At 54.6% G+C, this 12,751-nt stretch carries 9 protein-coding genes; 7 read left to right on the forward strand and 2 right to left on the reverse strand.

From position 1 onward, the window contains the following. Nucleotides 1-2 precede the first annotated feature (2 nt). The 4 genes from thiK (at nucleotide 3) to RFN81_RS08215 (ending at nucleotide 4,436) form a co-directional block, all read left to right on the forward strand. A complete protein-coding gene (gene thiK / locus RFN81_RS08200) occupies nucleotides 3-863 on the forward strand; it encodes a thiamine kinase (protein WP_264498603.1) in 861 nt (286 codons plus the stop codon). 65 nt (nucleotides 864-928) lie between these two features. Further along, a complete protein-coding gene (gene nagZ, locus RFN81_RS08205; RefSeq protein WP_264498604.1) occupies nucleotides 929-1,957 on the forward strand; it encodes a beta-N-acetylhexosaminidase in 1,029 nt (342 codons plus the stop codon). 364 nt (nucleotides 1,958-2,321) lie between these two features. Next, complete coding sequence (locus tag RFN81_RS08210) at nucleotides 2,322-3,626, forward strand: NAD(P)/FAD-dependent oxidoreductase (protein WP_264498605.1); 1,305 nt, start codon at nucleotides 2,322-2,324, stop codon at nucleotides 3,624-3,626. A gap of 270 nt (nucleotides 3,627-3,896) precedes the next feature. Then, complete coding sequence (locus RFN81_RS08215; RefSeq protein ID WP_264498606.1) at nucleotides 3,897-4,436, forward strand: glycine zipper 2TM domain-containing protein; 540 nt, start codon at nucleotides 3,897-3,899, stop codon at nucleotides 4,434-4,436. Nucleotides 4,437-4,457: 21 nt separating this feature from the next. Here RFN81_RS08215 and yegD read toward each other — a convergent pair whose 3' ends face one another. Both yegD and mfd read right to left on the reverse strand, forming a co-directional pair. Further along, entirely contained in the window at nucleotides 4,458-5,810 is a 1,353-nt protein-coding gene (yegD, locus tag RFN81_RS08220) for a molecular chaperone (RefSeq protein ID WP_264498607.1), read from the reverse strand. Nucleotides 5,811-5,991: 181 nt separating this feature from the next. Beyond that, on the reverse strand, nucleotides 5,992-9,444 hold the full coding sequence (gene mfd / locus RFN81_RS08225) for a transcription-repair coupling factor (protein ID WP_264498608.1): 3,453 nt from the start codon (nucleotides 9,442-9,444) through the stop codon (nucleotides 5,992-5,994). Between the two features lie 142 nt (nucleotides 9,445-9,586). On the opposite strand from mfd, the gene lolC reads away from it, so the two are divergent. From lolC to lolE, 3 genes are read left to right on the forward strand one after another with little or no spacing between them, the layout of a single operon-like run. Further along, a complete protein-coding gene (gene lolC / locus RFN81_RS08230) occupies nucleotides 9,587-10,789 on the forward strand; it encodes a lipoprotein-releasing ABC transporter permease subunit LolC (RefSeq protein WP_264498609.1) in 1,203 nt (400 codons plus the stop codon). Then, nucleotides 10,782-11,489, forward strand: coding sequence for a lipoprotein-releasing ABC transporter ATP-binding protein LolD (lolD, locus tag RFN81_RS08235; protein ID WP_264498610.1), 708 nt, complete (start codon nucleotides 10,782-10,784; stop codon nucleotides 11,487-11,489). Before lolC ends, lolD begins: the two co-directional genes overlap by 8 nt. Beyond that, nucleotides 11,486-12,733, forward strand: coding sequence for a lipoprotein-releasing ABC transporter permease subunit LolE (gene lolE, locus RFN81_RS08240; protein ID WP_264498611.1), 1,248 nt, complete (start codon nucleotides 11,486-11,488; stop codon nucleotides 12,731-12,733). The genes lolD and lolE overlap by 4 nt, the downstream gene beginning before the upstream one ends. Nucleotides 12,734-12,751: the final 18 nt, after the last annotated feature.

A 12,751-nucleotide genomic window follows, 5' to 3' on the forward strand; every position in this document is an offset into this window, starting at 1 on the left:
CGATGGGCACGCTGCAACAATTAGTCGCGACGCTCCAAAAATACCGACCTGCTGTGGAATTAGCGGGTATTCGTTTTGAGCCAATCGGTGGGCTGAGTAGCAACAGTTGGCGCATCCGGGGGGCGGAAATCGAATGGCTGGCACGCCGTCAATCGCTAACCGCGCGGGAAATGGGCGTTGAACGCCGACGAGAGTTTGCGCTACTGCGTCAGATGTCGGCCGTGGGGCTCGCGCCACGGCCATTACTGTGGCGGGATGGCTGGCTCATCGTCGAGTGGGTTCCAGGGCGTATTGCCACGGCTGACGAGTTCCTGACGCTGCTGGGAAATGGCGACGTGGCGCGCGTATTGTCGCAGGTGCATCATCAGCCGCGTAGCGGTTATTCCCTCGATCTTAAGTCACGATTCGCTCATTACTGGCAGTGGATGGATCCGCGTCGCCGTTCCCCGGCGCTACTGCGTGCCCATCACTATTTCCAACGGGCGGTGTTACCAACACCCCTCAAAATTGCGCCGCTTCATCTGGATGTGCATGCCGGAAATTGGCTGATAACGCCGCAGGGCACTATGCTGATTGACTGGGAGTACGCGACCGATGGCGATATCGCTTTTGAACTGGCATTGGTTGTACGAGCGCTTTCCAGAGAAAGCGAGGTGTCGACGTCTTTTCTACAAAGTTATCAAAGCTATCAGCACCAGTGGCCCGATCTTAGCGTAAGTCGCCTGGAGAAGCAGATCGCGCAATGGTTCCCTTGGGTTGATTATCTGGTGTTGATGTGGTTTGAAATGCGTTGGCAGCAAACGAAGTCTCCCGAATTTCTGGCAACAATTCCCGCATTACGTCAGCGTCTACTACTTAGCTAACGTTATGTGGATTGGGTAATGGTTATTGACTGACCACGTGGTCATATCTGAAGAATGAGGTTTGTATGGGACCGGTAATGTTAGATGTCGCCAGCTATGAGCTGGACGCAGAAGATCGTGAAGTGCTTGAGCATCCGCTGGTTGGCGGCGTTATTCTGTTTACCCGTAATTTTCATGATGTGACGCAGTTGCGCGAATTGGTGCGCCAAATCCGCTCGGCATCGCGCGAACGCCTCATCGTGTCAGTCGATCAGGAGGGGGGGCGAGTTCAGCGCTTTCGCGACGGATTTACCCGCCTACCCGCCGCACAGGCATATGCTGCATTAAATAGCGAATCCGAGGCTCATCGACTGGCGGAAGAGGCGGGTTGGCTAATGGCGTCAGAAATGATCGTGATGGACATCGACATCAGCTTTGCCCCGGTGCTGGACATTGGGCACCAGAGTGCAGCGATTGGCGATCGCTCATTTCATGAACAGCCGGAAAAGGCGTTAGCGCTGGCGCAACGCTTTATTTGCGGCATGCATAGTGCGGGTATGAAAGCGACGGGTAAACACTTTCCCGGCCATGGTGCGGTTGATGCCGATTCACATGAGGAGACGCCGCGGGACACACGTCCGCTGGCTGAAATCCGGGCGCGCGATATGCTGATTTATGAAGCACTCATCCAACGCCAACAGTTGGATGCGATCATGCCAGCCCATGTGATTTATAGCGAGGTCGATCCACATCCGGCCAGCGGGTCGCCCTATTGGCTTAAAACCGTGCTGCGTGAAGAATTGGGTTTTACCGGTATTATTTTCTCCGACGATCTCTCGATGGGAGGCGCTGCTGTGATGGGAAGCTATCCAGAACGGGCGCAGGCGGCGTTACAGGCAGGGTGTGACATGATTCTGGTGTGCAATAATCGGGAGGGTGCTATCAGCGTACTGGATAACCTATCGCCAACTCAGGTCGATCGGTTGGCGTGCTTGTATCACCATGGAACGCTTTCACGTCAGGAATTATTGGATTCCGCGCGCTGGAAGCAGGCAAACCAAGATCTCACTTTACTCAGTGAGCGCTGGCAGGCGTATAAGGAGGGTAATAGATAGCTGCAGTATCTGACTCGGTAAGGAGCATGACGGCCTGCCGTAAAGTGGCGCGTTAGCGGCTGGTTTATCTTCCTTCGGCCAGGATGGAACACCTGGCCGCCAGCGCATCGCGACTGAACGTGTATTCTCTAACCATTCAGCTTCACGCTAGCATCCGCTAATCCACTGAAACAACAATGTAAATTTTGAGAGATAAAACGGCGTAATAAAATAAATTGATATATATCAATTTTGGTATGACCAAATAACCGGACGTGCTATTCTTGCCGCAAATATCAGTCTCAACTTACGAGAACCCTATGTTATATAAGGATATTATTTTTTACTCTTTATTAACTATTGGTTCACATTTTAGGGGGTTATTTTGACATCACCAATCAAAAAAATTGTCATCGTCGGTGGGGGAGCCGGCGGACTTGAACTTGCTACGAGTTTGGGTCATGCGTTAGGACGGAAACAAAAAGCAGCGATTACGCTAGTGGATCGTAACCACAGCCACTTATGGAAACCGTTGCTTCATGAAGTGGCAACGGGATCGTTGGACGACGATATGGACGCGTTGAGCTATCTGGCGCACGCCCGCAATCACTACTTTCAGTTCCAACTCGGCATGTTAACGGATATCGACCGTGAGCAGCGCCAGATTCAACTGGCTGAAGTGTGCGATGAGCAGGGTGACGTGCTGGTGGCGGCACGTCGTATTCCCTATGACATTCTGGTGATAGCGTTAGGCAGCACTTCAAATGATTTTGGCACTCCGGGCGTGAAGGATCACTGTATTTTCCTGGATAACCCGAAACAAGCCCGCCGATTCCATAATGAAATGCTAAATCTGTTCCTGAAATTCACCGCTAATCAGGATAAAAAAGATCGCGTTAATATCGCGATCGTGGGCGGCGGGGCGACAGGGGTTGAGCTGTCCGCGGAATTGCACAATGCGGTGAAACAACTTCATAGTTATGGCTTTGATGGCTTAGATAATAAAACGCTGAACGTGACTCTGGTCGAGGCGGGGGAGCGTATTTTGCCGGCGTTGCCACCCCGTATTTCTGCCGCCGCCCATCAGGAACTGAACAATATCGGCGTCCGCGTGCTGACAAAAACGATGGTGACCAGTGCGGAGCAAGGCGGCTTGCATACCAAGGACGGCGAGTTTATCGATGCCGATCTCATGGTTTGGGCGGCGGGCATTAAGGCGCCAGATGCGATGAAAGAGATCGCGGGTCTGGAAACCAACCGGATTAACCAACTGGTGGTCGAGCCTACATTGCAGACGACGCGCGATGCTGCGATTTTCGCGATTGGCGATTGCGCCTCCTGCCCGCAGGAAGGCGGTGGGTTTGTGCCGCCACGCGCACAGGCTGCCCACCAAATGGCATCACGCTGTCACAGCAACATCATCGCGTTGCTAAACGGGCAGACATTGAAGCCTTACGTCTATAAAGATCACGGGTCATTGGTGTCATTGTCTAAGTTCAGCACCGTTGGCAGTCTGATGGGCAACCTGATGCGGGGATCTGTGATGGTAGAAGGGCGAATTGCGCGTTTCGTTTACATCTCCCTCTATCGTATGCACCAGGTAGCCCTGCATGGTTATGTGAAAACGGGTCTGATGATGTTGGTCGGCGGCATTAACCGGGTGATACGCCCGCGTCTGAAGCTGCATTAATTTTCCTACTCTGATGTTCTCTTATACGGGTGTGGCGATGCTCTCACGCCCGTATTCATTTTGTTCCCCCGCGCTGCCTTCCGCCTATCATGTCGCTCTCCGCCTTATCGGTAAGATAATTCCCAAACGATAGCGTTATGTAACGAAATGGCTTCATTTAAGTAACTTGTCTGATTGTGAGGGGGCAAGACATTGCGCAGACTTTCCCATGTTTACAGAGGGCGAGAGTGCCGATAGGGCATGCGTGATAACAGATTCAGGAGGTATCCGGTGAACAAATCGATGTTAGCGGGAGTAGGTATTGGTGTGGCGGCGGCATTAGGGGTGGCAGCCGTGGCGAGCATGGACGTTTTTTCCACTAAACCACGGTTTGCGCAGGTACTGGCAGCAACACCGATTAAAGAGACGGTTAAAACGCCCCGACAAGTGTGCCGTAACGTGAGTGTGACGCATCGTCGCCCGGTACAGGATGAAAATCAGATCGCCGGCTCGGTGTTGGGAGCAGTTGCTGGTGGGGTTTTGGGGCACCAGTTTGGCGGCGGACGCGGTAAGGACATCGCCACGGTCGCGGGAGCCTTGGCTGGCGGATACACCGGGAATCGTGTGCAAAGTGGCATGCAGGAAAATGACACGTATACGACACAGCAGCAGCGCTGCCAGACGGTGTACGATAAATCGCAAAAGCTACTGGGCTACGATGTCACCTATAAAATCGACGATAGACAGGGGAAAATCCGTATGGATCGCGATCCTGGAACGCAGATTCCGCTAGACAGCAATGGTCAATTAATCCTTCATTCGCAGAGCTAATTGACCTGACGCTTGCGTCGCTTAACGACGAAACAGGCGTTCTGCCCAGCGAGCCAGCCCGGCGGTAACGGAACCAAAATCGTTGCCGCTGGTGAGGGGAATATCAGGCAGCAGTTGTTGAATAGCCTGACGCAGCAGGGGAGAACGTGCGCTACCACCAGTCAGATAGATGATATCCGGCGGCGTCTGGCTGGTTTCTAGCGCCAGCGTCACCTGCTGCTGAATACGCATGAGTGGATTATCGATAGCGGCATTGAGATCGTCAACATGAATGCGCGTAGCCAGACCGGGTTCTATAAAATTCAAATCGACGTCTGTCACGTCTTGATGAGAGAGTGCAATCTTGCTCTCTTCCGCACGCTGAATCAGACGATAGCTCAGGCGCTGTTGCCACACCGTCAACAGTCTTTTCACTCGTTCAGGCTGGCGCGCATCGCGGATCATATCATTGATTAACGCGCGGCTAGCGGTGCTATGAAACGCCTGTTGCGCCGGAATATCGTTAATGGCGACCGCATTCCACCAGGTCATGATCGGCAGAGCAATGCCTTTCACCGTTTCGCCATTCATACCTAGCAGCGGCATCAACTGTTTGAATGCCAACATGATGTCCAGATCGTTACCGCCAACACGGCAGCCGCTGTGTCCCAATAGGCTTTGTGCGCGATCGTGCTGTTTGTGCCACTGCGGGCCCATTAGCAGCATGGAGCAGTCGGTGGTTCCGCCGCCGATATCCACAACCAATACGCGTGCTTCTTGTGAGAGTGTGGATTCAAAGTCCAGCCCGGCCGCCACGGGTTCAAGTTGAAAAGCGATATCGTTAAACCCGGCACGGTGTGCGGCCCGCGCTAAAATGCCTTGTGCCTGTTGGTTGGCATCTTCGCCACCAATGCTTTGAAAGTTAATCGGGCGACCGATAACGGCCTGACGAATAGGGTGATTAAGGTGGTTTTCTGCCTGCGTACGGATGTGCAGCATCATGGCGCAAACCAGATCTTCAAATAGCGCAATCTGCTGTGCTTTCAACCCGACGGCGCCGAGGAAGGACTTCGGTGATTTAACGAACCACGTCTCTTCCGGGTCATCCATATAGTGGCGTAACGCATCGCGCCCAAATTTCACGCTATCGGGCTGCACGCGAATATCCTCCTCGCGGTTGTTGCTGATGGCGCGTTTGAGCAATAGTGCATTCTCGCCCTCGGCATTGACCTGATGATGTCGCCATAGCCATTCGCTCACCGCTTCACGCGTGGGCGCACATAATAGGGAAGGGAGATAGGGTGAGCCTTTTTCCAGCGGAAGTAGCCGTGGTGTTCCTGCATCCATGACGGCTACGGAACAGTTGGCGGTACCGTAGTCAAAACCGATAAACATCGAGAGTCTCCATGCTAAGAAAATGTTGGCAGAAAAGGTTAACGTTGTCCCTGCGCCGGCCCGAATCATCAAAAGGGTGGCGACTCTACTGCGTTACACGGGGAGTGTAAAGGTGGATGCCAGGAAGAGGCATGTGCTCAGCGCCAGTTTTACGGGAACCCAGGGGTTCCCGTGTGTGACATCAGGCTGCCAGCGTATGCTGCGCCATATCCTCCAACAGTGAGCCGATAAATGCGATGCGCTGTGGCCGGTCGCTCAAATCTTTTATGAATTTCAGACGGGTTGGGCCATCAAGGCGATAGGTGCCCGGATCGCGCTGTAGCAGACCGATAAGATGGGAGGGATCGACGCGGTTTTGCTCGCTGAATTCGATAAAACCCCCTTTCTCGTTGCCTTCAATACGGCGGATACCCAGCGCTTGTGCCTGCTGGCGTAGGGCGGCGATCTGTAATAGATGGCGGCTGGCATCGGGAAGGAGGCCGAAGCGGTCAATCAGCTCAACCTTTAATTCGTCTAGCTCGGCGGCGGTTTTGGCGCTGGCGATGCGCTTGTATAACGACAGTCGCGTATTCACGTCAGGGATGAAATCCTCAGGCAACAACGCGGGCAGACGCAGTTCAACATCCGTCTGGCTGTTGATCAGATCTTCCAATGACGGTTCGCGTCCCGCCTTTAACGCGTCGACCGCGCTTTCCAGCAGTTCCATATAGAGCGAGAAACCGACGCTGGTCATCTGACCGCTCTGATCGTCGCCGAGCAGTTCACCCGCTCCGCGAATCTCCAGATCGTGCGTCGCCAGCGCAAAGCCAGCGCCAAGATCTTCCAGCGAGGCGATCGCTTCCAAACGTTTGTGCGCATCGGCACTCATCGCTTTTGGATTCGGCGTTAGCAGGTAGGCGTATGCCTGATGATGTGAGCGGCCGACACGCCCGCGTAGTTGATGAAGCTGAGCTAGCCCGAAGTGATCGGCGCGTTCGATGATGATGGTATTGGCGCTGGGAATATCGATCCCCGTTTCGATGATGGTGGTACACACCAACACGTTAAAACGCTGGTGATGGAAGTCGTTCATCACCCGTTCCAGTTCACGTTCCCGCATTTGTCCATGACCGATCGCGATGCGGGCTTCTGGCACCAGTTCCGCCAGCCGCTGAGTCGCCTTCTCGATATTTTCGACATCGTTATAGAGGTAATACACCTGCCCGCCGCGCAGAATTTCGCGCAGAATAGCTTCGCGCACCACCAGGTGATCATATTCCCGCACAAAGGTTTTGACTGCCAAACGACGCGCCGGCGGCGTGGCGATAATCGACAGATCGCGCATGCCGCTCATGGCCATATTCAGCGTGCGCGGAATTGGCGTAGCGGTGAGGGTCAGGATATCGACGTTGGCCCGCATCGCTTTAATGCGCTCTTTGTGGCGCACGCCGAAGCGGTGTTCTTCATCAACGATCAGCAGCCCTAAATCGCGCCAGCGCACGTCGCTCTGTAACAGCTTATGGGTGCCGATGAGAATGTCGACTTTGCCCTCCTGCGTCTCCTCCAGCACTTGCGTTTGCTCGCGTGCGCTGCGAAAGCGTGAAATCATTTCTATCTTCACCGGCCAGTTGGCGAAGCGATCGCGAAAGTTGTCGAAATGTTGTTGCGCCAACAGCGTCGTCGGCACCAAAACGGCTACCTGCTTATGGTTTTCCACTGCGAGAAACGCCGCACGCATCGCGACTTCGGTTTTACCAAAGCCGACATCGCCGCACACCAGACGATCCATCGCCAGCGGCTGGCACATGTCGCTCAGGACGGCATTGATCGCCTGCGCCTGATCGGGGGTCGTTTCGAAGGGGAAACTTTCGCAGAAGAGCTGGTACTGCGTTTTATCATGCTTAAAGGCAAACCCGCTTTGCGCCGCGCGCTGGGCATAAATATCCAGCAATTCCGCGGCAACATCGCGCACTTTTTCTGCCGCCTTTTGGCGCGCGCGCGACCAGGCATCACCCCCTAATTTATGCAGCGGGGCATTCTCATCGGCACCGCCTGCATAGCGGCTGATCAAATGCAGTGAAGACACGGGCACATAGAGCTTGTCTTCCCCTGCATAGGTCAAAATCAGGTATTCGGCCTTAATGCCGCCCGCTTCCAGCGTGGTTAACCCGGCATAGCGGCCAACGCCGTGTTCGAGATGGACGACAGGTTGCCCTGGGCGCAACTCTGCCAGATTACGAATCAGCGTATCGGTATTGATCGTGCGGCGATTATCCTGTCGACGGCGATTAACGCGTTCGCCCAACAGATCGCTTTCGCAGATCAACGCGCGCTGGCGCAGTGTATCGATAAAACCGTGTTCGCTGGCGCCGATAATCAGATAGGTCCCGCGTGTCTGAGCCTGCTCTAGCGTACTGATAGACGTAGGGCTTATTTTGATGCGTGCCAGCAATTCTTGCAGCGTTTCGCGGCGGCCTTCGCTCTCGACCGAGAAAATGATCTGGCCGTCGAACGTTTCGACAAAACGGCGTAACGCATCCAGCGGAGATTTTTGCTGATGCTGGATTGCCAGCGCGGGGAGCGGCTGGTATGCCAGATTCACGTTGGCCGCTTTATCTGGCAGCGAGTCGGTTCTCAACTGCACTCGTGGCCACGCTTTCAGCGCCGAAAATAACCCATCTACGCGCAACCATAGTGACTCCGGCGGCAATAAAGGCCGCATAGGATCGACGCGGCGGCTCTCAAAACGTTGCTGGATATCCTGCCAGAAGCGTTCGGCGTGCTGTTCAATATCGCCCGTGTTGACGATCAGTGTGTGGTCGGGAAAGTAGCTGAAGAGTGACGGTAACGGCTCGGCAAAGAAAAGCGGTTGCCAATACTCGATCCCCGCCGGCCAGACGCTTTTGCTAACCTGTTGGTATAGATGCTCGGCATCGCGTCGGACGTCGAACTGCTCGCGCCACTGGCTGCGGAAAAGCTCAATGGCGGCTTTATCGGTCGGAAATTCGTGAGCCGGTAGCAGATTGATTCGGGGCACTTCGGCCAGCGTGCGCTGCGTATCGACATCGAATAGTCTCAGGCTGTCGATCTCGTCGTCAAAGAAATCGATGCGATAGGGCTCTTCGCTTCCCATGGGATACAGGTCTAACAGTGCGCCGCGCGTGGCATACTCGCCGTGCTCCATCACCTGATCGACGCTACGATAGCCCGCCTGCTCCAACTGCGCACGTAGCGTATCGCGCGCGAGATGCTGGCCTTTTTGCAGCACCAGCGCGTGGCCGTGCAAAAAACGGTGCGGGCAAACGCGCTGCATCAGTGTGTTGACCGGCAGGATGAGAATGCCGCCCGTCATGTTGGGCAAGTGGTAGAGCGTGGACAGGCGAGTTGAAATAATGTCTTGATGCGGGGAAAAGCTATCGTAGGGCAACGTTTCCCAATCAGGCAAGGTGGTGACAGGTTGGTCAGTAAACTGCTGTATCTCGTCGCGCAATCGCAGTGCATTTTGTCTGTCTGGTGCGATAAGCACCACCAGACCGGCGTGGCGTGTAACGATCTCTGCACACTCAACGGCGCAGGCCGCGCCGGTTAACTGGCCAAGCAGGCGCTGCTCACCGGGTTTTGCGGGCAGCGAATAACGGTAATTTTCAGGCATCATTGGGTTATCTGATCTCGCCTCTCTGCATCCGGCCGCCGTTAAGAAAAAGCCGTAGAGTGAGGGTGTTAGGGTTCCATAAAGCAGTGCTACCCTTTATTATCCTTGATCACTTTGCTTTGGCAACCTTATCCAGACGGATTTCATGTATCAACCTGTCGCTTTATTTATCGGCCTGCGCTACATGCGCGGGCGCGCATCAGACCGCTTTGGTCGGTTTGTTTCCTGGTTATCCGCCATTGGTATCACCTTAGGCGTGATGGCGCTGGTTACCGTACTGTCCGTGATGAACGGCTTTGAACGCGAGTTGGAGGATAATATTCTTGGCGTGATGCCGCAGGCGCTAATCACGACGCCTCAGGGTTCACTAAACCCGGCCCATATTCCTGCCTCGTCTTTACGCGCTTTGAACGGCGTCACGCGAATTGCCTCGCTAACGACGGGGGATGTAGTGCTGCAAAGTGCCCGCAGCGTCGCCGTTGGTGTGATGTTGGGAATTAACCCCGACGAACCCGATCCGCTTTCGCCTTATCTGGTAAATGTTTCGCAGCAACAATTACAACCTGGTCAGTATCGCGTTATTTTGGGCGAAAAACTGGCGATGCAACTGGGCGTTAATGTGGGCGACCGCCTCCGAATGATGGCGACGAGTGCGAGCCAACTCACCCCGATGGGGCGTATCCCTAGCCAGCGTATTTTCACCGTTGCCGGAACCTTTGCTGCCAACAGTGAAGTGGATAGCTATCAACTATTGGTGAATCAACAGGATGCTTCTCGCTTAATGCGCTACCCGGAAAACGTCATTACCGGCTGGCGTTTATGGTTAGATAAACCGCTTTCCGTCGATACGCTAAGCACGCAAACGCTGCCGCAAGGCACGGTCTGGAAAGACTGGCGCGAACGTAAAGGCGAACTGTTTCAGGCCGTGCGTATGGAGAAAAATATGATGGGGCTGTTGCTCAGCCTGATCGTGGCCGTGGCGGCGTTCAATATCATTACGTCGCTGGGTTTGCTGGTGATGGAAAAACAGGGGGAAGTCGCCATTCTGCAAACGCAGGGGCTGACGCAACGTCAGATAATGACGGTGTTCATGGTACAGGGGGGCAGCGCTGGCATTGTTGGCGCGCTATTGGGTGCCTTGCTGGGGACGTTACTGGCCAGCCAATTAAATACGCTGATGCCGATATTGGGCGTGCTGCTCGATAGCGCGGCATTGCCGGTAGCGATCGATCCAACGCAGGTCATCACTATTGCGCTTTCTGCAATGGTGATAGCCCTGTTATCGACACTTTATCCGTCATGGCGCGCGGCCGCCGTTCAACCCGCAGAGGCTTTACGTTATGAGTGATTTATCATTATTGCGGTGTAATAACCTGTCAAAACGCTATCAGGACGGCAAGTTGTCTACTGACGTGTTACGCGGCGTTTCTTTCGAAATGCGCCAGGGAGAAATGATGGCGATCGTCGGGAGTTCGGGTTCCGGTAAAAGTACGCTACTGCATATGCTTGGCGGGTTGGATACGCCGACATCGGGCGAGGTTATTTTTAAAGGACAGCAACTGAGCACGCTCTCGGCGGCGGCAAAAGCGGAGTTACGCAATCGCGAACTGGGTTTTATTTATCAATTCCACCACCTGCTGCCGGATTTCACCGCGTTGGAAAATGTGGCGATGCCGCTGCTGATCGGCAAGGTTTCGGCGTCTCAAGCGCGAGAAAAAGCACGAGAAATGCTGGCGGCCGTTGGGCTGGAAGCGCGCAGCCACCACCGTTCGTCGGAACTGTCGGGCGGAGAGCGTCAGCGTGTTGCGATCGCCAGGGCGCTGGTTAACAATCCATCGCTGGTGTTGGCGGACGAGCCGACCGGTAATCTCGATCAACGCACGGCGGATACGATCTTCGAACTGTTAGGCGAATTGAACGTGCGGCAGGGCACAGCGTTTCTGGTGGTGACGCACGATCTGCAACTGGCTGGCCGACTGAGTCGCCAACTGGAAATGCGTGATGGTCAGTTGCAGCCGGAACTGACCCTGATGGGAGTGCGGCAATGACATTTCCTCCGCTCTCGTTGCTGATAGGCTTGCGGTTTAGCCGTGGGCGTCGGCGTAGCGGCATGGTTTCGCTGATTTCGGTGATTTCTACGTTGGGGATCGCGCTCGGGGTGACGGTGTTGATTGTCGGTTTGAGTGCGATGAATGGCTTTGAACGTGAACTAAAAAACCGCATTCTCGCCGTGGTGCCGCACGGCGAGATCGAACGGGTTAATCAGCCGTTTTATGACTGGCAGTCCGTCTTACCGAAAATTGAACAGGTGCCTGGTGTTGCCGCTGCTGCGCCCTATATCAATTTTACCGGTTTGCTGGAAAATGGCGCGAGGCTCCAGGCGATTCAGATAAAGGGCGTCGACCCCCAGCAGGAGACACGTCTCAGCGCGTTACCTAACTACGTTCTTAATGGCGCCTGGCAGCGGTTTCGCGCCGGTCAGCAACAGATCATTATTGGCCAGGGCGTGGCGAAGGCGCTGCATGTTACCGAAGGGGATTGGGTGACGGTCATGATCCCAAATAGTGACCCGGAAATGAAGCTCATGCAGCCGAAACGCATCCGACTCCACGTGAGCGGCATTTTGCAGCTCAGCGGTCAACTCGATCACGGTCTGGCACTGATTCCTCTCACGGATGCGCAAACTTATCTGGACATGGGGCAGAGTGTGACGGGGATCGCCATTAAAGCCTACGATGTGTTCTCGGCTAATAAACTGGTGCGTGACGCGGGTAGCGTCACGAATGCCTATGTCTCTATTCGCAGTTGGATTGGCACTTATGGCTATATGTATCGGGATATCCAAATGGTGAGAACCATCATGTATCTGGCGATGATCCTGGTTATCGGCGTGGCCTGTTTTAATATTGTGTCAACGCTCGTCATGGCGGTGAAAGATAAGCGTAGCGATATTGCCGTGCTACGGACATTGGGCGCGTCAGATGGGCTGATTCGCGCTATCTTTATCTGGTATGGGCTATTGGCCGGGTTGTTGGGGAGTGTTATCGGCACGCTATGTGGCGTTGTCGTCACGCTGCAATTGACGCCGATCATTCATGGTGTTGAAGCGCTGATCGGCCATAAGCTGCTCTCCGGCGACATCTACTTTATTGATTTCCTGCCGTCGGAATTACATCTGAGCGATGTTGCTATCGTGCTAGGCACATCGTTGCTCCTGAGCCTGATAGCGAGTTGGTATCCGGCGCGGCGCGCCAGCCGCATTGACCCTGCCCGCGTGTTGAGCGGGCAATAAACGTGGTAAGGAGCGGTC

Origin of the sequence: Pectobacterium cacticida (assembly GCF_036885195.1) — a bacterium.
Lineage (GTDB): Bacteria > Pseudomonadota > Gammaproteobacteria > Enterobacterales > Enterobacteriaceae > Pectobacterium > Pectobacterium cacticida.